General features: G+C 52.8%; 20 protein-coding genes and 1 pseudogene. 3 read left to right on the top strand and 18 right to left on the bottom strand.

Annotation, left to right across the window (positions count from 1 at the left end):
* Nucleotides 1-368: 368 nt before the first annotated feature.
* The 7 genes from uxuA to ACR0L4_RS22050 form a co-directional block, all read right to left on the bottom strand.
* Complete coding sequence (gene uxuA / locus ACR0L4_RS22080; RefSeq protein ID WP_480515189.1) at nucleotides 369-1565, bottom strand: mannonate dehydratase; 1197 nt, start codon at nucleotides 1563-1565, stop codon at nucleotides 369-371.
* A gap of 25 nt (nucleotides 1566-1590) precedes the next feature.
* Nucleotides 1591-2514, bottom strand: a complete 924-nt coding sequence (locus tag ACR0L4_RS22075; protein ID WP_170751311.1) for a sugar kinase — start codon at nucleotides 2512-2514, stop codon at nucleotides 1591-1593.
* 5 nt (nucleotides 2515-2519) lie between these two features.
* Nucleotides 2520-2831 carry a cupin domain-containing protein gene (locus tag ACR0L4_RS22070; RefSeq protein ID WP_480515187.1) on the bottom strand — a complete coding sequence of 104 codons (312 nt, stop codon included), beginning with the start codon at nucleotides 2829-2831 and terminating at the stop codon, nucleotides 2520-2522.
* Between the two features lie 18 nt (nucleotides 2832-2849).
* Nucleotides 2850-3593, bottom strand: coding sequence for a 3-oxoacyl-ACP reductase family protein (locus ACR0L4_RS22065; protein ID WP_170751309.1), 744 nt, complete (start codon nucleotides 3591-3593; stop codon nucleotides 2850-2852).
* Between the two features lie 96 nt (nucleotides 3594-3689).
* Nucleotides 3690-5000: a TRAP transporter large permease gene (locus ACR0L4_RS22060; RefSeq protein ID WP_480515185.1), complete on the bottom strand. Its 1311-nt coding sequence runs from the start codon at nucleotides 4998-5000 to the stop codon at nucleotides 3690-3692.
* Nucleotides 4997-5491, bottom strand: a complete 495-nt coding sequence (locus ACR0L4_RS22055; RefSeq protein WP_480515182.1) for a TRAP transporter small permease — start codon at nucleotides 5489-5491, stop codon at nucleotides 4997-4999. The genes ACR0L4_RS22060 and ACR0L4_RS22055 overlap by 4 nt, the downstream gene beginning before the upstream one ends.
* 93 nt (nucleotides 5492-5584) lie before the next feature.
* Nucleotides 5585-6568: a TRAP transporter substrate-binding protein gene (locus tag ACR0L4_RS22050; protein WP_170751303.1), complete on the bottom strand. Its 984-nt coding sequence runs from the start codon at nucleotides 6566-6568 to the stop codon at nucleotides 5585-5587.
* Between the two features lie 340 nt (nucleotides 6569-6908).
* Here ACR0L4_RS22050 and ACR0L4_RS22045 point away from each other — a divergent pair, with 340 nt between their 5' ends.
* Nucleotides 6909-7589 carry a GntR family transcriptional regulator gene (locus ACR0L4_RS22045; protein WP_170751301.1) on the top strand — a complete coding sequence of 227 codons (681 nt, stop codon included), beginning with the start codon at nucleotides 6909-6911 and terminating at the stop codon, nucleotides 7587-7589.
* A 102-nt stretch (nucleotides 7590-7691) separates the two neighbouring features.
* Here the strand turns inward: ACR0L4_RS22045 and ACR0L4_RS22040 are convergent, their stop codons facing one another.
* From ACR0L4_RS22040 to ACR0L4_RS22020, 5 genes are all read right to left on the bottom strand, one after another.
* On the bottom strand, nucleotides 7692-7832 hold the full coding sequence (locus ACR0L4_RS22040; RefSeq protein ID WP_170751299.1) for a hypothetical protein: 141 nt from the start codon (nucleotides 7830-7832) through the stop codon (nucleotides 7692-7694).
* Nucleotides 7833-8291: 459 nt separating this feature from the next.
* The gene (locus ACR0L4_RS22035; protein WP_170751297.1) at nucleotides 8292-8765 is read right to left on the bottom strand and encodes a GNAT family N-acetyltransferase; all 474 of its coding nucleotides are present in this window, start codon (nucleotides 8763-8765) and stop codon (nucleotides 8292-8294) included.
* Nucleotides 8766-8847: 82 nt separating this feature from the next.
* Nucleotides 8848-9234 (bottom strand): carboxymuconolactone decarboxylase family protein, encoded by a 387-nt coding sequence (locus ACR0L4_RS22030; protein ID WP_170751295.1) that lies wholly within the window; start codon nucleotides 9232-9234, stop codon nucleotides 8848-8850.
* A 104-nt stretch (nucleotides 9235-9338) separates the two neighbouring features.
* A complete protein-coding gene (locus ACR0L4_RS22025; RefSeq protein ID WP_480515179.1) occupies nucleotides 9339-9749 on the bottom strand; it encodes a DUF6326 family protein in 411 nt (136 codons plus the stop codon).
* A gap of 100 nt (nucleotides 9750-9849) precedes the next feature.
* Complete coding sequence (locus tag ACR0L4_RS22020) at nucleotides 9850-10200, bottom strand: hypothetical protein (RefSeq protein ID WP_170751291.1); 351 nt, start codon at nucleotides 10198-10200, stop codon at nucleotides 9850-9852.
* A 91-nt stretch (nucleotides 10201-10291) separates the two neighbouring features.
* Between ACR0L4_RS22020 and ACR0L4_RS22015 the strand changes: the two genes are divergently transcribed.
* Both ACR0L4_RS22015 and ACR0L4_RS22010 read left to right on the top strand, forming a co-directional pair.
* Nucleotides 10292-10756 (top strand): winged helix-turn-helix transcriptional regulator, encoded by a 465-nt coding sequence (locus ACR0L4_RS22015; RefSeq protein WP_170751289.1) that lies wholly within the window; start codon nucleotides 10292-10294, stop codon nucleotides 10754-10756.
* Nucleotides 10757-11365: 609 nt separating this feature from the next.
* On the top strand, nucleotides 11366-13180 hold the full coding sequence (locus ACR0L4_RS22010; RefSeq protein ID WP_480515176.1) for a BCCT family transporter: 1815 nt from the start codon (nucleotides 11366-11368) through the stop codon (nucleotides 13178-13180).
* Between the two features lie 80 nt (nucleotides 13181-13260).
* Here the strand turns inward: ACR0L4_RS22010 and ACR0L4_RS22005 are convergent.
* The 6 genes and pseudogenes from ACR0L4_RS22005 to ACR0L4_RS21980 all read right to left on the bottom strand — a co-directional run.
* Nucleotides 13261-14654: pseudogene (locus ACR0L4_RS22005) on the bottom strand (IS3 family transposase); the annotation flags it as partial.
* Between the two features lie 639 nt (nucleotides 14655-15293).
* A complete protein-coding gene (locus ACR0L4_RS22000) occupies nucleotides 15294-16715 on the bottom strand; it encodes an FGGY-family carbohydrate kinase (protein ID WP_480515174.1) in 1422 nt (473 codons plus the stop codon).
* A complete protein-coding gene (rhaM, locus tag ACR0L4_RS21995) occupies nucleotides 16712-17026 on the bottom strand; it encodes an L-rhamnose mutarotase (protein ID WP_170751281.1) in 315 nt (104 codons plus the stop codon). Before rhaM ends, ACR0L4_RS22000 begins: the two co-directional genes overlap by 4 nt.
* A complete protein-coding gene (locus ACR0L4_RS21990) occupies nucleotides 17026-18009 on the bottom strand; it encodes an ABC transporter permease (RefSeq protein ID WP_480515172.1) in 984 nt (327 codons plus the stop codon). The genes rhaM and ACR0L4_RS21990 overlap by 1 nt, the downstream gene beginning before the upstream one ends.
* Nucleotides 18006-18986, bottom strand: a complete 981-nt coding sequence (locus ACR0L4_RS21985; protein WP_480515169.1) for an ABC transporter permease — start codon at nucleotides 18984-18986, stop codon at nucleotides 18006-18008. The genes ACR0L4_RS21990 and ACR0L4_RS21985 overlap by 4 nt, the downstream gene beginning before the upstream one ends.
* Nucleotides 18983-20530, bottom strand: a complete 1548-nt coding sequence (locus ACR0L4_RS21980; protein WP_480515167.1) for a sugar ABC transporter ATP-binding protein — start codon at nucleotides 20528-20530, stop codon at nucleotides 18983-18985. The genes ACR0L4_RS21985 and ACR0L4_RS21980 overlap by 4 nt, the downstream gene beginning before the upstream one ends.
* Between the last annotated feature and the right edge of the window lie 15 nt (nucleotides 20531-20545).

Here is a 20545-nt window from a genome sequence, read left to right as displayed (position 1 = left end):
TGGCAAACCTAGCCTGGAACCGTACCGTTGATTGGTTCAACACCTATCTGAAGTAATTGGGGTAAGATGCCAAGTCAGTCATGCGTTGTTATCGCTGCGCGGTCGCCTACAGTTCTCCAAGAACAATTCCCGTTAAGCCCGAGCTTTATGAATTTTGTGATCAGAGGGACTGTCGGGCAACGAATAGTTTTGCCGTTCGACGACAGCTCAGAATTTGATTTTGATCCATTGGGTCTTTCACGAGCGCACGGGTCTCGTCAATTGCAACTCAAAGGCTTCTATCAAATCAGGCAAACGGTCTTTTCTGTCCGCGAGGGAAGACTCCCGCAAACAAACAGCGAATAGTGGCGTTGAACACAGATAAGCATCTAGTTGCAGCCATGTATCACACCGCGCAGTTCGGCGAGACCGCGCATTCTGCCTATGAGTGGGTAGCCGGGTTGTGAGGGAAGAGTGAGATCGCTCAGCAAGGCGTGGCCATGGTCCGGTCGCATGGGAATCTCGTAATCTGATCGTCCCTGACTTCGACGCTGTTGTTCTTCAGCCAACAAGGCGCGGATCGTTGCAACCATATCGGTGTCTCCTGCCAGATGTTCGGACTCATAAAAACTATGCCGGTGTTTGTCGCTTGGACTGTCGCGCATCGTATTGCGAAGATGTACGAAATGGATTCTATGACCAAGCTGAGCAATGAAAGACATGGGGTCGAACTCTGTATCAACACCTAACGAACCGGTGCAAAGCGTTGCCCCATTTGCCGGACTTTCGACGGCATCCAGAACGGTGGCGTAATCACATTGCGACGACATGACCCTCGGTAGCCCAAGCAAAGAAAAGGGCGGGTCATCAGGATGGCAACATAGACGGATGCCGAGATCTTCAGCCGTTGGGATCACCTCGGACAGGAAATCAACCAAGTTGGACCGGAGCATTTCCGGCGTCACACCGATGTATGCGTCGAGGTTACGTTTCACGTCCTCAAGAGACCAATTGTCGTTTGCCCCCGGTAAACCAGCGACGATATTGTTCGACAGCTTCAAGCGATCTCCATCACCAAGATCTGCAAAACGGGCCTCTGCGGCTTCTACGATCTCGGCTGAATAGTCTTGCTCTGCGCCCTTCCTGCACAGGATGAAACAATCGAATACAACAAAATCCAAAAGATGAAACCGCATTGCGTGCCCACCATGTGGCAACGCATAGCTTAGGTCTGTCCGCGTCCAATCCAGCACGGGCATAAAGTTGTAGCAGACCGTATAAATGCCGCACCGTGCCAAATTGCGTAGTGTTTCCTTGTACGTTTCAAGGTGATGGCTAACCGGTCCGGTTTGCGATTTGATTGCTTCAGATACCGGCACGCTTTCAACGACATCCCAAGTCATCCCAGATGGAACGCCGCCGGGCTGTTCAATCTGTTTCTGCCGTTCAATGATGTGCTCGACTGACCAAGCCTCTCCTGTTGGAATATGATGCAAGGCTGAGACGATGCCGGTTGCGCCGGTTTGCCTGATTTCGCCAATCGAAATCGCGTCGGAAGGGCCAAACCACCGCCAAGTCTCTTTCATGATCTTGCTCCTAGATTGCAAGGGATCATAGTCCCGCCTCATCTGTCCCGAGACTGACATCAACGGGAACGAGAGCGCCTTTGCGGCGGATGACGTGACCTGCAAGGCGACATCCTTGCCGTATTCCGGCAGTTAAATCATCGTGCCTTAAGACGCTTGCCAATACACCTGCATTGAAACTGTCCCCTGCCGCGGTGGTATCGACAACGCCTGTCACAGGATCAACGTCCAACGCACCGCGTTGACCGTCTTTTTGAAAGGTAACTGGCTGAGCGCTGTTTTTGACGACGATCTTATCCACCCCAATCTCAGCATATCGGTTCAGCGTCGCAATTGAATCGTGGTCCCCGAACCATACGGCCTCATCGTCGTAAGATGGCAGCACGATATCGGATTGCGCCGCAGCCTCCATAGTGGTGTCTGTCATTTCCTGCGTAGTCGACCAAAGCAGTGGTCTAAGGTTTGTGTCAAAGGCAACAGTCTTTCCGACGGCACGTGCATGGCTCAATGCATCAAGCAGCGTTTTGCGGGATTGTGGATCTAGGATGGCAAGCGTGATCCCGGAAAAGTAAATTAAATCTGCTTCTCCGATCGCTCGCTCAAGCGCAATCTGGTCCACTGCAAGTTTCCTGGCCGCAGAGTCGGTGCGCCAATATGAAAAACTGCGCTCACCATTGTTAAGATGGATGAGATACAACCCAACAGTCTGGCTGGCAATTACCTGGACGTGTGCATCACATATTCCACTATCTTTCATGAACGACCGCATATCCTGCGAAATTGCATCGTCCCCGATAGCGGTAAAATAGCTTACGTCGATACCTGATGCGGCCTGTGCAAGATACCATGCTGTGTTGAAAGTATCGCCTGCAAAGCCAAGTCTGAATTCTCCAGCCCGGTCTGATGGGGCAAGTTCCGCCATACACTCTCCGATCGCCAAGAAACGCATGTCAGTTACAGAAAGTCGTCGCGTCGGGGGGTGAAACTGTCGACCAATTTACCGGGTTCCAGGCATATGCAGCCATGGGTTTGGCCTGATGGGATGACAAAGCTGTCGCCTGGACCAAACTCTTGTTCGCGTCCGCCAAGCGAGAAACGAAATCGTCCGCTCTCGACATAGGTCGCCTGAACATGCGGATGGCTGTGCAGGACACCAATCGCCCCGGACGCCAGGAACCGGAAGGCGACAATCATGAGGTCAGGATGATCAGACAGCACCTGCCGAGTGACATTTTCGCCGGTAGAAACGATCGGGAAATCTGACACAGGATATCTCCTTCAGTACTAGGAAAACAGCATACCACCATTGAGATCAATGTTTGCACCGGTAATGAAAGCACTGTCCTCGCATGCCAAAAATAAGGCGAGATTCGCTGCATCATCCACATGACCTTGACGCTTAAGCGGCGCGTTTGCTTCAAAGCCACGGCGACCAGCATCAGGCGTGTGAACGTTGTGAAAATCGGTGTCGATCATGCCGGGACAAAGCGCATTTACACGAATGTCAGGACCAACCTCCTTTGCCAAACCGCGTGTCATGGTCATGACCGCGCCTTTGGCAGTGGCATAGGCGACGGCGCCCGGCCCACCGCCATCGCGCCCGGCTTGACTTGCGAGGTTGACAATAGCCCCCGACGTCATCCTGGACAAGCAAGCTTGGGTCATCAGGAATGTGCTGGTCAGATTCAGCGTCATGACGGCGTCCCAATGCTCAACAGACATTTCCGCAATAGTTTTGCGGGCGATCAAACCGCCGGCGTTGTTGACCAGAATGTCTACCCCACCAAAGGTTTCGACAGTGCGGAATACCAGCGCGTCAACGTCCGCCTTCTTGTTCAGGTCACCCTGCAAGGCAATCGCTTTACCGCCGTTGGCTTCGATTGCTGCAACGGTTTCCTCCGCGCCATTCGAGCTGGAAAAATAGTTGATCGCGACATTTGCGCCTTCAGAGGCGAGTTTGATTGCAACGGCGCGACCGATATCACGGCCTCCTCCGGTTACGATGGCGGTCTTACCTGCAAGTTTCATGTCGATCCTTCCTATTGCGAAGCGCGAGTTTCGTTTTTGTCATGGGCTTGGCTTGACTGCCCTCGGATTGCGCATGGGACGCGAACCGAGACGCCATTATCTGAACGCCGCCGGCATAACTGTCTTTGGGAGCCATAGAATGATTTCGGGAAATGCAGCCAACAGAATGAGGATAACCAGCATTGGTGCAAGGATGAGCACAACCTCACGCAGGACTTGCACGACGTTTAGACCGCCGATCGCTGCAGAAATTAGTAGACACAAGCCGTAGGGCGGCGTCACAAGCCCGAAGGCAAGTGAGACGATACCAATGATGGCGAAGGCGATTGGATCAACCCCACCTGCCTGGGCCACCGGCATCAGAACCGTGCCAAGGATGATGATTGTGGGGATCGCATCGATAAACAGGCCAAAAAGCAGAAACAGCAGGGCAATCAAAATAGCTGTTCCAAAAGCGCCGAACTCCCAAGCGGTCAAGACGCCGACGATAAGACGCGGCGCATCGTAGAATGACAGTAGCCAACCGAATGCCGACGCAGTACCGATTGCAAACAGCGAGATGGCCGCAAACCTTGCCGTGTCATAGAGGATGAAGCCCAAGTCTTTGGGTGTGACCGTCCGATAGACAAACATGCCCAAGATCAGCGCATATCCCGCCGCGATAATTGCGCTTTCAGTTGGTGTGACGAGACCGCCTACAATACCGCCAATCACAAAGACTGGTGTCAAAAGGGCCAGTGCAGCGCCTTTCCACGCGGCCCAGAACTCACCCCAATTCGGCGTCGCGGTAACCGGGTAATTGCGGGTTTTTGCGAAGCAATAGACCGTAGCCATTAAGGCAAAGCCAATCATAAGGCCCGGAATCGCACCGCCCAGAAACAAAGCGCCGACAGAGACCTGCATGACGCCCCCCCAGACGATCATCAGGATCGACGGCGGGATGATGACACCCATAACCGAAGAGCAGGCCGTGATAGCGACGGCAAACCGCGTGTCATAGCCCTCTTTCTGCATGGCAGGGATCAGAATTTTCCCGATGCCAGCCGCGTCCGCAGTAGAAGACCCGGAGATGCCTGCAAACAGCATTGATACAGCGACGTTCACGTGGCCCAATCCTCCGGGCATCCACCCAGTTAGCACACGCGCCAGTTCGATCAGCCGGTCGGTTACCTTGCCGGAATTCATCAGGTTGGCTGCCAACAGAAAGAATGGAACAGCCAGTAGGATGAACGAGTTATAGGATTGGAACATCCGATCTAGCACAATGAACGGCGTCAGTCGCAACTCAAGCAGAACAACTGGAAGAGTCGCCAAACCCAATGCGAAAGCCACTGGAACACGAATAAATATCAGCACCAGAAAGCCAGCAATAAGCATCGTGGCGGCAGTTGCAGTATCGAGGATCATGCCTGGTTGCTCTTTCGGTTAAGATATTGAGCGACGGCTTCGGATAACCGGTAACTCGACAAGAGAAACCAAAAACCTCCGGAAATCGGGACCGAGATGTGCGTAATCGCAAGATTGGCACGCATCATTACCGACCGCTGGTTGCCCCCAAATTCGGTGTATTCGATGCCGTAAAGCACGAAGAACGCGCCAAAAATCATTATGGCAACGTACACAATGCCGTCTTGAAGCAAACGTGGCAGCGGTCTCATAGCATTCCGGGTAATCCGAACGTCGAAATGAGTGCCGTCCCAGACAGCAACAATCGAACCGATCATCACGATCCAGACGAAAAGGAACGTCGCCAGCTCTTCGGTCCAAAGGTAGGTTGGGATCAAACCAGTGTAGCGAGAGACAACCTGCATCGCGACCGGAATCGCCAATGCCCCCATCATCACGCCAAGCAATATGCGAAGCCCAGCGCAGAACTTATCCAGATACTTTCCAAGCATGTCCTGCCCTACATCGCAATGTGACGCACCAAGCGCATCGGAATTTGTGCCGACAGGCGAGCTTGAAGACTCACCCGCCCGTCAGCCGGGAGATTACATTCCGCGAACGTTATTGAGCAGCTCTGTCGCGCCCAGCTCTTCAGCATAGGCATCCTGGACCGGCTGAACCAATTCCAGCATTTTCTCGCGGCCCTCGAACTCATGCACTTCGATCTGACCTGCGTCGATCATTGCCTGAAGTTTTTCACCGTCCTGACCGCTCTCTAGCGCGCGACCATATGCACCGGCTTCAGCACCAGCTTCCATGATGGCAGCTTGCAGGTCCTCTGGCAGTTCATCGAAGATTTTCGCTGACATCACAATTGGACGCACAGTGATCGTGTGCTGGGTCAATGAAACATGCGGCGCGACTTCGTAGAACTTCAGGTTCTGGATCGAGGCTGCTTCGTTCTCGAACCCGGCGATAACGCCTGTTTGGATTGCGTTATAGACTTCGTTGTAGGCGATGGCAGATGGTGCTGCGCCAACAGCAGAGAACGTCTGCGCCTGAATCGGCGCCCCCATAACGCGCATGCGGTGTCCTGCAAGCTCTTCCATGTTTGTGATGGGCTCAGCAGACGCGAGATTCCTTACGCCGCCGCCGTGATACCCGACAATCACGATGCCCGCAGCTTCGCGCAGATCATCCTCAAGAGGTTTCAACGCATCCGACGAAAGTACTGCATCCCAGTGTTCAAGATCACGGAACAGGAAAGGCATGTCCATCAAAGGAATGGACTCTGAGAATACGGCCATGTTGGACGGGGCCAGGATCGTATAGTCTACTGCAACGCCCTGATTGAGGTAGGTGACGTAGTCAGATTCCACCCCAAGCTCACCGTTCAGGCGCAGATCAAATTCCACTTCGCCATCGTAGTTTTCAGCGACCAGGCGCTCGAACTCTCGCAGAGTCTTAGTGAAGGCATGCTCTTCATCAAACATGCTCGCGCCGCGCAGTGTGACATCAGCCTGCGCGGTTGAAACCCCGCTTAGCAAAAAAGCCGTCACGGCCATCGTCTTCAGTGAAAAATTGAACATTCTATCCTCCCAGATCAGGTTCAAATCTTGTTTCGGACCAGTCGTCTATGACTGGTGATCGCGTTCGCAACCTTGCAAATGGCTATGCCAGATCAGAACTCACCCAAATCTGGATGATCTGATTTCCTCCCAGCCAGCTGAATTGCTCCGCCCTCGCTATGGGCATACACAACACGAAAACTGGGATACTAGTCAACATAAAACTTTATGAAATCTCTTTTCACTTTATGTTTTTCCATTAAAAACAGGAAAAATATTGTCGTCTAGTATCCAATTTTAATCTATTATTTACCTCGTTGATCTGCCACAATGCTGTCAAACAGAGGTTGGAACACAAAAAATGGTAGCATTGGGAACCCTTGAGCGCACGACGAGTAGCGATGTCGTCTTTGACGAACTGTTTGGACAAATCACCCGGCTGGAACTGCTCCCTGGGACAAAGATATCCGAAACGGAAGTCGCAAAGTCATTCGGGTTCTCACGACAACCTGTGCGAGAGGCTTTCACACGGCTAGCCAACCTCAATCTCCTGTTGGTGCGACCACAACGTGCAACAGTTGTTAGGCCGTTCTCCCGGCAGCTCATTGCGAACGCTCGCTTCGTGCGTGCTGCGGTCGAACTGGAAGTTATCCGCGCGGCCGCGTTAGATCGCGACAAGTCGGTAGACGCGGCATTGAAAGCGAACCTTCGCAAACAGGCGGAAGCAATTTCAGCGGAAGATGTCAGCTTGTTTCATGAACTGGATTACCAGTTTCACAAACTACTTTGTGCCTCGGCCAAACAAGAATTTGCGTTTGAAATTATTGCCGAGAACAAAGCGCAGGTTGATCGCCTTTGTATGCTCGCGCTGACCAGCAAAAAGGCAATGGATGATTTGTATGTGGATCATCAATCTCTCTTAAAGAATCTTTTTGACGGTGATGCAAAGGCGGCTGATCAAGTCCTTCGCACGCATCTTGAGCGGTTGACTCCAACGATCCAGGCAATTTACACGACGCACAACGCCTACTTTGATGAATAGGTAGCTTCTTTTGGCCACTATTTTTTGTGCCCTGCTACTCCGCTCTTCAACGTACAACGGGTGTTGTGTGAAGCGATCTTTGGTTGAGTGCCCGACCTGCTGTCATGCACCTTCAACAATGGCACTTAAGGCCTTTGCAACTTCTTTCACGATGTGCCGCAACAAGTTATCGCCCTCGACCAAGAGATCGTAGCGATCTTCGTTATTTATCACCACGAATGCCCAAGACATTTGATCTTGCATGAAATCACCAATGATCGCTATGCGCGGCCCACGGCCAATTTCCTTGGCTTTGCTTTCAACGTCTACGGCACGTCAATTTGCTCAATGAGGTTGGATGACAGGTCCTGATCTTTAACAAGTTTATGCATGTTAAACGACGGCGTGTCTCCAAGATCTGAAAGAAAAGATAATGCAGGGCGGGGACAATCCACTCAATCTGGTGTTTGTCGTGGACGTTCATCTTCAACGGATTGACGGCGAACAAAAGGGCTAAACTGTAGTTGAGATTGACGAAAGAAATCAGCGCGAAGACTGACTTGGTGCGTTTGATACATAAGCCCGGAGTCGTACCGCAACGAGGGTGATCAAGGACGAATGACCGCATTGGGCCGTCCTCATCTGAGCACGAGTGGGACTCCGACTCGGATGTTACGCTAGCGTCATCGTCATTGGTGCGATCACCACGAGCACGCGTTGCGCCTAATCTGTTTCAAGACGAAATTTGAGGAAGCGTTCCCCAGCGTACTCGATCGCGTCGACTTGCTGTGCTCCTAGTTTACGAAACGCACTCAAGTTCTTACGAGACGGTGGCAACAGAAACGTTACGTACGGAATGCGGTCGTCCGACTTGGCGAACTCAATGGCCTTCTTTGTGATGCGCCGTCCTAGACCGAATGAGTCCGGTCGCAGTACGAGGCCGAAATCCCACTCGTCTCCTTCTTTCTGAAACCCGCCCCATCCGACGTATTTCCCGTCGACCAGAAACGCCCAGTGCCCAAGACCATCACGTGCCCAGCAGTCCTCTTTCTTGGAGACAAATCCAGCGGCGACCTTTTCCTCCCACCCAAAGTTTAAAAGCGGCATGTGCTCAGCGACTCGAGGGTCGGACATGTGATCTGCAATCTCGGCGGGTTCAACTTCGGTGAGCCTTGCGAAAGTGATTACGTTTTTCAAAGTAGCCTCCTTTGGAGTCCGTACTGAGACCGGCCCCTGTCACGGAGGGCGCGTTTCTAAGTGCCTTGAAAGTGGACCCAGCTCAGCGGGCCTCACTGTCATCGTAAGAATTGCCGGACAATGCAGAGTCAGTGTCTTGACTTCTAAACCGGGTTCCAACGAATGATCCTGCCGTTGTCTGCCGTGATAACCGAGATCTCTTCATCAGAAAAGTGCTCTCGCAAATCCCGCCGAAGGTCTGACAGATCCGTGTCCCTATCGTGGTACGTAAGCGCTTCGGTTCAGGCGAGGACCGCCTGTTCGGCTTGCGGGAAATGGCCCACCTCTCGCCAGACAACGAGTGTATCCAGCTTGGTTGGTGAAACACCTTCCTTGCGTGCATTGATACACAGTAGGCGCATTGGTTGACTAGAGACGCCCGAAGCTCGATCACCACCGATAGAGCATGATCCAGGCCATGATTGGCCATAAGCGCATGGGTATTGCCAAGATGCCCGAAACCTCAGGCTGGTTTTTCCCATGTATGAGAGGAAGGTTGATATTAGTCATGGGTTCGTCCCTTCTTGGTTGGGGTCAGGTGTAGGGCACATCGTACACTGTCGGTGTCGGTTTCCACCTCCAAGCCAATACAACGATTGCCAACATGGCGGTCAGTTGAAGAACAAGGTGGTAGGCGTCATCCAGATCGATGGGTGCGGTTGGGATCATGGTGATCGTCGCGATCAATGCTGGCACGAATGTGAGTGGCTGGGTGAAACGACGCTCTAGCACAAGTGACAGCGGCACCATGGAAATTGGTACCGAGACCACGACACCACCGATCAACATCAGAATCGGAGTGATTTCCAAGCCATTGAACTGGCCCGTCATGATGGTTTCGAGAAAACCGGGCATAACGAATTGGTGCAGATCGCGAAAGATGGTGTCGAGCAGGATGAACAGCCAAATGGCCGGGAGTCTGATGTTAGTGTCAGCAACACGCAAAACTATGGTCTTTCTTGGGTTAGGGAGGCGACGGCCTGCGACAAATGACTTGAGCCATATTGTCTTGGCCTCGGATTGTTCGACAGAAGCATTCGTCTTGCTACTCGGACAGCAAGGGTTGGATGGCGGCAGCTGGGCTCAGTGCTGCCCAGATGAGAAAAAAGCCAACCGTCCCAAAAATGGTAGCATAGGCCCGTGACGATACGGAGGGAGCAAAAGCCAGAATTCCCGCAGCCCCGACATTGGACACGATGCCCATAAGCACAGCCGCCCAGGGAAATACCCCGTTCATGCTTTGCCAAATTCCTACGCCGTAGCCCACGAGCAAAGCTGCAGCGGCCATTCCATAAAGCCTGAAAAGGGTCGCGGACGCAGCGGAGACGCCGGTCATGATCTCAAGCCGGCGCTGCGGCCAAAGTAAAAACGGCCCCGTCACAAGAACAACTGTCACTATGATCTTCGCAGCAAGTATCAACAATATTGCAGACATGAGCTGAAACCCTATTGTGAACTCAGGCAGTGAGTACAGGAGCTAAAACCGAATGTCAAACTCAGGTGAAACGTATCGTCGACAATCCCCTGTTCCCATAGACAAGTGCGGGGCAGCCCTCGCGACCGATATCATTTCAGATCGCTGGACAATTCTGCTTATGCGCGAGGCGTTTTACGGTGTGATGCGATATGATGACTTCCGCACGGACATCGGTATACCGCGATCTGTCCTGACGGACCGTCTCAAGCGTCTCGTCGATGCCAAGATGCTCGAGCGCGTGCCCTACCGCGAAGGCACATCCAGAACCAGATACGGGTATGCGCTGTCAGAAATCGGCATGAGTTTCGGTCTGACCCTTCTCGCTTTAATGGCATGGGGAGATGAGCATTTCGCGAAAAACGGGAGCGCCATATCGATACTAGATCGATCAACCGGAAAGAAATTGAAAGTTGCCATAGTGCTAGAAGAAACGCCTGAAGTTTGTATAAAGGAAGTAAGGATTGTTCCGAACTAGGTTAGGCGCGGAAACCTAGTCTATCGAAAAGCGAGCCTCAGGTTTCGCGTCTTTTTGCGCGAACACGCCCCTTGACGACACCGCTATGGAGCAAACCCGCCACGCGTCTTTCCGCATGTACTTCTTCTGTGTCCAGCGATGTGCAAATTCGAGTATCTTGCGAATTTGCATACGCAGCGAATGTCCCGAAAGCGGGTTGCGACCGCAGAACTGAGCTGCAGTGGCCAATAACAGCAATGGGCCGTCTTTATCGCCTTGATCCGTGATCATCAACAGAATGCTGCGCCGACCCCAACGGTGGCGAGGAACCCAGACCCACAAAAATGTCGCGCTGCGCGATTGGCCGCTTTGTCAAACTAGTTGTTTTGTTCGGCGTGCCGTTCATTTCCCGTCCCGTCGTCACTAGGCCGCATTGAATAAGGAAAAAATACATTATAAATTGAGCGGCTTGGGTCAACCAAACAGTGGCAAAGTTGCTTCAACCGAGTGAAAGGTGTTGAAGTCCTTACCCATATTTTGGATGTTAAAAGCCTTCGGCGCAAATCTGTGCGGGACAAAAACCGACAGTCCTGCGTGCGAAGTAGTTGAAATCTTTAAGACCGGAAAAAAATGGCGCTTGAGGACCCCTTCACAGACCTCAAAATAGAAACGCAATCGACCGGGTTTTACCAAGGGTACAATCTGCCAATTGCCCTGGTCAGCAAGCTCTCGGTGTCGGTATTGGTCATTTGGGCGTTGATTTGGCCTTTCTCGGCGAACGAAACTCTTCGATCTTGGAAGTCAGGGTTGCTGTTTGAATTCAATACATTCTACGATTTTTCAGTAGCGCTGTTTGCTTTCTTTTTGTTTATCGTCGCGCTCATCCCGGCGACTGGGCGCATGCGGCTTGGCGCAGATGATGAATTGCCTGAATTCTCTAACTTCTCCTGGTTCTCTATGATGTTTGGCGCGGGATTGGGTGTGGGCCTGATGGTGTACGCAACGGCTGAGCCGCTGGGCCTGTGGGAAACGAATCCGCTGACCATTTCGGGCGAGGTGAATTCCATGAGCAAAGAGGCCATTCAAGGGGCATACCGATACACGTTCCTGCACACGGGCTTCCATGCCTGGGCTATCTACGTTGTTACTGGTTTAAGCCTGGCATATTACGCCTACACCCGTGACATGCCGTTGACGATCCGCTCGGCGTTGACCCCTCTTTTGGGGGAACATGTAAATGGAGTCATTGGTCATGTGATCGACATCCTCGGGGTTGTGGCCACAATACTCGGGGTGGCGGTAACCATCGGCTATGGGGTGTCTCAACTGGTCGACGGCGCATTTCTGATTACGGGTATGCAATGGTTAACGGACAATGCAGAGACCGCGATGAAACCTTCGACCGCCGGTCTGATTGCAGCATTGGCGTTGGTCATGACCATGTCGACCTTGTCTGCCGTTTCCGGTGTAGGACGTGGTGTAAAATACTTGTCCAACCTTAATCTGATACTATCGTTGGTTCTGCTTTCGGTGTTCATAGCCTTTGGGTCGTTTTCCTTTGCGATGACAACATACCTTCAAGCGCTGATCGACTACATCATCAACTTCATTCCACTTAGTTTCCAAACCCACAGCCCGGCGTCGCGAGAGGAATTTGCATCGGTCCTGCCAGTCGAAGCGGCGCCTTTCATAGCTGAATTGTTTGCAGGAGCAACAGATGCCTGGGGAACAAAAGAGACCTTTCTACAAACGTTGAGTGATGATGCGGCGGCTCTAGCCGAAGCGACCAAAACCGCAGCTTACGATGCGGGCACCCAAGGGCGGCTATTTGAGTGGCAATCGGGTTGGACGACGTTCTACTGGGCCTGGTGGATTGCTTTTTCACCCTTTGTGGGTTTATTCCTTGCTCGTATCTCGAAAGGGCGCACAGTACGCGAGTTCATTCTGGGGGCAGTTGTTGCCCCATCTCTTGTTTGCTTTTGCTGGATGACGATCCTTGGTGGCTCGGCCATTGATCTGGAACTAAATGGTGATGCGAACGGCGCGATCCTGGCAGCCTCAACGACGGCAACCCTGTTTGTCACGCTGAATGAGATGATCTCGGGCAATTTTCTGATGATCATCAGTATTATGTGTGTGGTCCTGACCATGACTTTTCTGGTTACTTCTGCCGATTCCGGGATATTGGTAATGAACACTATCATGTCAGGCGGTGCCGAAGAAACGGACCTTAAACATCGTGTCATCTGGGGTGTTTTGCTGACACTTGTGATAGGAACGCTGTTGATCGCCGGAGGTGGAGGTTTGGAGGCGCTAACCAATTCAATGATTATCGGTGCGCTTCCATTCTGCGTTGTTCTACTTTTGATGTGCGTCTCATTGGCGAAGGCAATGATCAATGACCTTCGGCGATCATGCCAAAACGGGTCGTCAAGCGCATCGTGAAATTGTCCGTCGTCAGGGATTTTGGAACAGATGGCGGCCTGAACCAAGAGAGGGTCTGTCTCATCTGTTTTGTCTGATTGTGCGGCGGATTGGCGGTGAAGCAAGCGTCGCATTTCGATGGTCTTTCGTTTGATCCTTTCTGGTTGTTTCAGAATGGTGTGGTCGCGTCCGAAGTAGACATTGGCCGGGGTTAGGTTTTGTAGGCTCCCGTGATAGCGTCGATGGTTGCAATGATCGACAAAGGCATCGATCTGCTGCCTGAGATCGCCGGCAGATAGTAGTTTTCCAGCAAGATGCGGTTCTTCAAGGTCTGGTGCCATCGCTCGATCTTCCCTTGAGTTTGCGGATGATACGGAGCACCTCGAATATGATCCATCTACCGGTCCTCCAGCCAATCGGCCAACTCGCTGGAGATGTAACTGGACCCGTTGTCGCTGAGCAGCCGGGGCTTATGCAGAACCGTCGCCTGATCACAACCTGAGGCTTGCAGCGCCAGGTCCAGCGTGTCGGTCACATCGCCCGACTTCATCGTCGTGCAGAGCTTCCAGGCGTTGATGTAGCGGCTGTAATCATCGAGGATGGTGACAGATAGAACCAGCCCCAGCCGATGATTTTCAGGTAAGTGAAGTCGGTCTGCCAAAGTTGGTTCGACCGAGTGGTTTTATCGTGGAACTCGTCGGCCGCCGATAGAACCACATAGGCCGGGCTTGTGATCAGGTCGTAAAACCTGAGGATGCGATACCCGTTCGTCGGGCGATCCGTCCACTGGACGGATCACTCTTCCTCCTTACCCTCTGACACAAAATACTTATCCGTGTCGGTTAAGCGCACCGCGAGCTCGCGAGGCGATAGATCGCTTTCCTTCAGATCCAGATCCTTGATCTTCTCGCGTACTGGCGTAGGAATGCGGTTCCAGACCCGGGACGGCGTGGGGCCACGACCTTCAAGCGCCTCGGGGCCGCCGACGAGATACCGATCATACCAGCGATAGAAGGTGGTCCTGGGGATACCCAGCTTGTCCAAGGATCGCTTCGTCGGGAGATGCAACCCTTCGACGAGGCGGATGATCTCCAGTTTCTCAGATGCAGGACATCTCATTCGTCGTCGTCCCCATCACCGATCATATTTTTTTAAGCAGGCGCAGTTCCAGGGCCTGTTCGGCGAACACTTCCTTCAGATCGCAAACCTCACGACGCAGATCTTTGACCTCGGTCGAGGTCGCTGCACGAGCCGTATCGCCAGCAAAGCGTTTCTTCCCAGCTTCGAAGAACTCCTTGGACCAGATTTGATACAGGCTCTGGGCTATACCCTCTCGGCGGCACAGCTCAGCAACGCGGCCTTCACCCTTGAGGCCGTCCAGAACGATCCGGATCTTCTCTTCGGATGAGTACTGTTTGCGTGTTGCACGACGAATGTCTTTGACAACCTTCTCGCCGTGGCTCCGCTTGGTTCCGGGTTTCTGTCTCTTCTCCACTCCTTGGTGGTTACGATGTGCCAGAAACCCTCTCTTATCAAATCACCCCAAACTATCCCATTGGCCCTGACGTCAGACAAAACACGCCGGGCGATTGGAAGGCGACTATCGGCGCAGGCAGGCTGATGTGGGATGTCGCATTACCTTGCAAAACCTTACCGATGGACGTGGCACTCGGCGACATTGCGAAGACATTACGATAAGAAATCAGCCGCACAGATAAAGTCCGCGATGGCGAGTATTCCAAAATCAACGAACGCTTCGAACTTCATTTGACCGACAACCGCGTGCTGACATTTGATCGTGAAGCCGCAGGCATCAACCCACACCGTGTGTTTCTGGCGCTTGCAGAGCGTGGCATACGATGTGAACTTTGGTCACAGGATCGCACTAAGAGCAGCGTCAATACATCGAAGATTTTTCGGTGCTCCTATTGAAATTTACCTTGTGAAAATGCCATTTGACGGAATCGCAGCGTCGCTCGTGCTAAGGGCGCGCCGCTTGCCATCGACGGCCCAGACCTGCCATTCATCTGGGACTTCGGCGGCTGCAATCCGCCCGCCAATTCCGTCATTTGCTGTAGTTGCATGACAGTCTTCCAAACAAGGATTTTCGGAGCGGATTTAGCGGCCAATTAGTTCAACGCCTTTTGAATGAATTCTGATTTTTTGCATTTCTAGAGTCACAATCGCGCAGGGCTTCTCGCCACTTTTTCGCATATGCTTGATACTCGGAGCAGTCTTCGGGTTTAGTCTGATTGGCATTCGGGCCCTTCATTGGTTTGTCTGTTTGGGATGCCAACATCGCTGCGCCTTGGCTGGTTCCGGTTACACTGCAGGCCATCTCTACAGGACACCCCGTTGCAGCAGAAAGCATCGTGCAATAGCCGGTGTTGGTTGCGAAAGGACCTTCGACTATGATCGTCCCCTTGTGGCCAGTTATCGATAGGCATTCCGCAGTCATCATTGCGAGGTAAAAACTGACTGCTGCCGTGCGCTCTGCGGTTCCCCGGTCCGGTACTGGTCCGATCCAATGATGCGCGTACCCTTGAAAAGGGCCACTGTCAGGCACCACAGACGGCATCAATAGAGGACCGTTATCCGCAATTGCACCCATGATCGCCGAGTCATAGGTCGCGGCTTGGCCGGCCTGGATTATTTCGTACTCTCGACCGCCCATGAAGCGGGCGGAAGGAACGAGTTCGCCCAAACCATTCACGTTAACCAGGGAGTCGCGTGATTGGTCCAGCGGCGTTTGGGGTCCTCCAACCGTCATAACAATCACCCATGTACCCGACGAAACTACGGAAAACGGAGGATCGCGCCGCATCACATGGGGAAGTAGCGAGGCGTTAGAATCGTGTATTCCGCAGAAAACCCGGGTATCCGGATTGAGGCCTGTTCGGGCTGTGACGTCGGGCAAGAGAGTACCGATCATATCGGTAGATTTTCGCGCCGGAGCTATCTTGTCTGAGATGCCCAAATGGTCAGCCAGCGAAGAAATTCGCGCCTCGAATGGGTTCCACAGGTCAGTATGGCAACCGAGAGAAGAAACGTCACACGCAAGTACCCCCGTCAACCGATGAACCCAGTATTGTGGATAAGTAACGATTGCCGCTGTTCGTTCCCGAAGCGATTTGTCCTGCGCGAATTGCCAGTGAAATTGCGCACCAAGGTTTAGACCCATGGGCAACCTTGGAGATCCGGTTTCCTCGAACGCAGGACGCAGCGCGTCATAATCGTTTGCCACCAAGTCGGGCCCGGTGTGTTCATAGTCGAGTATCGGAGCAGTAAGACTCCCGTCAGCTGCCAAGAGAGCCCCAGAGGCTCCGTGTGTTGCTATTGAAATCGCGTCGACGCGGTACTGTTCATGAAACCTAGCGAGAGCATCAAGGAGAAATGTCCAAATCGTCTCTACATCGAAATGAGGATAGGGCGGCCCTTCAAGAACGGTATTTGGCCGCGTAGTAACAGCCATCTCCGAGAGATCATAAGTGTTGACGAGCGCAAGCTTCACATTGGTCTTGCCGATGTCGATTACCGCGACGTGTGCGGGCGTCATGACATGTGAAAGACGGGCATCAATGGTATCGCCACGGGTTCGTTGTTGAACTTAGTTTCCATGATATCAGCCATATACGCCCACCAGCGTTGCATGGTTTCGTGGCTAGGCAAATCGTCCATTTTGTGCCCTTCAGTCCGCCAGAGTACGCCAAAAAGTGTGTTGGTTTCTTCATCAAGGTGGATGGAGTAATCCGACACACCTGCATTCCTCAACAATGTCACCAGTTCTGGCCAAATCTCGTCGTGGCGTTTTTTGTATTCATCTTTACAGCCTGGGTTGAGTTGCATCTTGAAAGCGTATTTTTCCATTAACGCGCCCTCCACATCGACCAAAGCTTGGGTAACGCGATAACAGAGATAAGCAAGGCCCCGATCGCGATCGACATTACGATCCCCGGCACGTTCAACAAGCCCAGCCCAAAGGTCACGAGACCCATGACGAAAGCCGCGATCACCACGCCAGGAATCGAACCCGAACCCCCAAGGATACTGACGCCCCCAAGAACGACCATTGTAACGATTTCAAGTTCCCAACCTAGGGCGATGGACGGTCGCGTTGATCCAAGCCTGGATGTCAAGCAAATCGCCGCGACCCCGGACATGAGCCCAGTCAAAAGGAACAGGATAAATTTAACACGTCCAACACGAATACCGGAGAAGAGCGCACCGGTGGAATTGTTTCCGGTGGCATAAACCGCTCGGCCGAAATTAGTCATGTGAAGAATGACAGCAAAGAAGGCAGCGATAAGGGCGAACAGAACAAACTCGAACGATATCACCCACCATATATATCCCTGCCCAAAGAAAGCGAATTCGGGTGGATAACCACGATAAGCTTGATCACCGAGGACGATGAAGCTGATCCCGCGAAACAAGCTCATTGTACCGATTGTGACCACAATAGAAGGCAGACCGAGCCCCGTGACCAAAAACCCGTTGAACGCCCCGCACAAGAGACCGACAGAAAGCCCGATCAGAACCAACCCCGGAGCGCCAATGCCCACCTGCACAGCTGCTCCCATTGCAGTAGATGCAAGCGCGATGATTGCTGCCACGGAAAGGTCGATCTCTCCAGAAATGATCAGCAGCGCCATGGCAAAAGCAACCATTGCCTTTTCGGTGAAATTGAAGGTCGCGTCAGAAAGGTTCCAGGCATTCAAAAAGTAAGGCGATGCAAATGAATTCGCCACAAAGATAACGATGGCGACCAGCATCAACAGGCTTTCCCAGCTCTTTAAGTTCTGCTCCAGTGGCGAACGCAGGCGGTCAGGAATGCTGCGGGTGGTGGTCATGTCGCGTGCTCCGCGCGTTTCAAGATGATGCGGCCTGGTAAGCGGTTTGCCTGAGCATTCAGAACAACCGCTACAATGATCGCGCTGCCTGAAATCGCCATTTGCCAGAAAGGAGAGATGTTCACGACAGGTAAAGCGTTGGCGATGATGCCAAGGAACAATGCACCCAAAAGCGCACCCTGCACTGTGCCGATGCCCCCCATGATGGATACACCGCCGATCACGCAAGCAGCCACAACAGTCAATTCGAACCCGCCCGCGACATCGACGTAGGCAACCGCAAAACGGGAAACCCACAGGTATCCGGTAAAGCCGGCTAAGGCCCCCGAAATTGTAAAGGCCCAAAACTGAGTTCGGCCGACGTTGATCCCTGCATATGTGGCCGCGTGTGGATTGCCACCTGCAGCGTAGAATGAGCGACCAAGGGTCGTTCGCGTCAAAACAATCCAGAATAGTATTGTGGCCAAAATGGCTGTCCAGCTCAGGACAGGCAATCCAAAAATATCAGTTCTCGGAACTGCCTTGAATGCATCGCTCATCTCGTGGCTGTTAACCCATTTGCCTTCGGTAAGAACGAAGATGACGCCACGAAAGATGGTCATGGTACCGAGGGTTACGACAATTGGAGGGATGGCAAGTTTCCAGACAAGGATGCCGTTAAGCATCCCCAGCATTGTGCCGAACCCTATTGCGATGGCGACGATCACGACTATGGGTAGTCCTGGTGCAGCGATATTGATCAATGACACAACCATTCCTGTCAGTGCCAGGTTCGCGGCAATGGAGAGGTCGATACACTTTGTGAGGATTACGATCATCTGTCCGATTGCCAGCAAGATGAGCGGTGAGGTGTCATTGAAAACTGCGGCCAGATTGGCCGGTGCGACGAAAGCTGGAAAGCGAGACGCGATCAGCGCGAGAAGCAACACGATGGCAATCAGAAGCAAGAGTTCTCGTGAGGCGAATATACGTTTCATTGCTCCACCTCCCCGATTCCGGCTGCGTGGCTGACAAGACTCTCTGGAGATATGTCTGCTGTATTCAGTTCGGCGGCGATCCGACCCTCTCGCATCACGATAACCCGGTCAGACATGCCGATTATTTCCAGGATTTCCGAGCTTACCATTATTACTGCGAGTCCTTGCGCAGCAAGTTCAGCCATGAATTCATGAACTGCCGCTTTCGATCCGATGTCGATACCTTTGGTTGGCTCATCCAGGATTATGACCTTTGGCTGCGTGGCCAGCCACTTGGCGATGACGACTTTTTGCTGATTGCCGCCAGACAGGTTGCCGACTTCAGTGTCCAGGGAAGCTGCGCGCAAACTGAGACGTTCCGTGTATTCACGCGCGAGTTTGAATTCTTCTGCAAGTCTGATGAAGCCATTGCGGGACGTGCGTGATAGAGATGGCAAGGTCACGTTCTGGAAGATGGGTAGCGCGCCAATGGCACCTTGTTTGCTCCTGTCTTCGGGAACGTAAACTATACCGTTTCGCACGGCATCGGCCGGAGTTCGAATGGTTGCCGGTACTCCGTCGATTCTTATTTCTCCGCCGGACGGGCGAGTGATCCCGAATAGCGCCTGCATAAATTCCGAGCGCCCAGCGCCGACAAGACCGTAGAAACCAAGAATCTCACCGCGACAGAGCCTGAATCCGATCCCTGCAAACTCAGTTGGGTGCTCATAGCCTTCGACTGCCAACACCTCGTCACCAATGTTGTGAACGCGATCTGGAAAGATCTGACTGACATCTCTACCAACCATCATTTTGACGAGTTCTGGTTCGCTTACTTCCTCGATGGCACCTTCACCGACCATCTGGCCATCTCGATACACTGTATAGAAGTCGGCTATCCGGAAAATCTCGTCGAACTTGTGGCTGATAAACAAGATTGCCTTACCCTGGGCTTTCAAGTCATCAACCAGCTCGTACAGTTCCTCGATTTCCTTCTGACTGAGCGCCGCAGTCGGTTCGTCCATGATCACGACGCTTGCATCGATCGACAATGCGCGGGCGATTGCGACCAGATGCTTGTTCGCGGTGCCCAGGTCCTTCAGCGTTGCACCAGGATCTATTTTTGCACCTATGCTGAAGAGTATGTCGCTTGCGAGGGTGGTCATGGCACTATTATCGATTAGCCCAAACCTCCCCTTAGGCGCGTGTCCAAGGAAGATATTTTCGGCAACGGACAATTCATCGAACAGAACGGTTTCCTGGTGGATTGCCGTTACACCGGCACTTTCAGCCGATTGCGGAGTTGGAAACCGAACCGGTTGGCCTGCCATCCGAATGTCGCCTTCATCGGGCTGGTATATTCCAGTCAGGACTTTTACCACGGTCGACTTACCGGCACCGTTTTCACCGATCAGCGCCGTTACTTTGCCGGGGTAGAGCTTCAGTGATACGTCCGACAGAGCCCGTACACCGGGAAAGGTCTTGGTAATCCCTTCAAGCGACAACAGGGGATCGATATCAGAGGCGGCTCGGATGGACACGTCTGGTCTGATCTCCAACTGCATTGGCTCGTTTCGATG

Source organism: Ruegeria sp. AB5 (genome assembly GCF_056542645.1).
Note: the sequence above shows the minus strand (reverse complement) of the source record. Positions and strands in the feature narration are given on the sequence as shown.

Excerpts from the sequence above, each read along its gene's own strand:
- uxuA (WP_480515189.1), bottom strand. The coding sequence starts at position 1,565 with ATGAAAGAGACTTGGCGGTGGTTTGGCCCTTCCGACGCGATTTCGATT.
- ACR0L4_RS22075 (WP_170751311.1), bottom strand. The coding sequence starts at position 2,514 with ATGCGTTTCTTGGCGATCGGAGAGTGTATGGCGGAACTTGCCCCATCA.
- ACR0L4_RS22065 (WP_170751309.1), bottom strand. The coding sequence starts at position 3,593 with ATGAAACTTGCAGGTAAGACCGCCATCGTAACCGGAGGAGGCCGTGAT.
- ACR0L4_RS22060 (WP_480515185.1), bottom strand. The coding sequence starts at position 5,000 with ATGATCCTCGATACTGCAACTGCCGCCACGATGCTTATTGCTGGCTTT.
- ACR0L4_RS22055 (WP_480515182.1), bottom strand. The coding sequence starts at position 5,491 with ATGCTTGGAAAGTATCTGGATAAGTTCTGCGCTGGGCTTCGCATATTG.
- ACR0L4_RS22050 (WP_170751303.1), bottom strand. The coding sequence starts at position 6,568 with ATGTTCAATTTTTCACTGAAGACGATGGCCGTGACGGCTTTTTTGCTA.
- ACR0L4_RS22045 (WP_170751301.1), top strand. The coding sequence starts at position 6,909 with ATGGTAGCATTGGGAACCCTTGAGCGCACGACGAGTAGCGATGTCGTC.
- ACR0L4_RS22040 (WP_170751299.1), bottom strand. The coding sequence starts at position 7,832 with ATGCAAGATCAAATGTCTTGGGCATTCGTGGTGATAAATAACGAAGAT.
- ACR0L4_RS22030 (WP_170751295.1), bottom strand. The coding sequence starts at position 9,234 with ATGGCCAATCATGGCCTGGATCATGCTCTATCGGTGGTGATCGAGCTT.
- ACR0L4_RS22015 (WP_170751289.1), top strand. The coding sequence starts at position 10,292 with ATGTCAAACTCAGGTGAAACGTATCGTCGACAATCCCCTGTTCCCATA.
- ACR0L4_RS22010 (WP_480515176.1), top strand. The coding sequence starts at position 11,366 with ATGGCGCTTGAGGACCCCTTCACAGACCTCAAAATAGAAACGCAATCG.
- ACR0L4_RS22000 (WP_480515174.1), bottom strand. The coding sequence starts at position 16,715 with ATGACGCCCGCACACGTCGCGGTAATCGACATCGGCAAGACCAATGTG.
- rhaM (WP_170751281.1), bottom strand. The coding sequence starts at position 17,026 with ATGGAAAAATACGCTTTCAAGATGCAACTCAACCCAGGCTGTAAAGAT.
- ACR0L4_RS21990 (WP_480515172.1), bottom strand. The coding sequence starts at position 18,009 with ATGACCACCACCCGCAGCATTCCTGACCGCCTGCGTTCGCCACTGGAG.
- ACR0L4_RS21985 (WP_480515169.1), bottom strand. The coding sequence starts at position 18,986 with ATGAAACGTATATTCGCCTCACGAGAACTCTTGCTTCTGATTGCCATC.
- ACR0L4_RS21980 (WP_480515167.1), bottom strand. The coding sequence starts at position 20,530 with ATGCAGTTGGAGATCAGACCAGACGTGTCCATCCGAGCCGCCTCTGAT.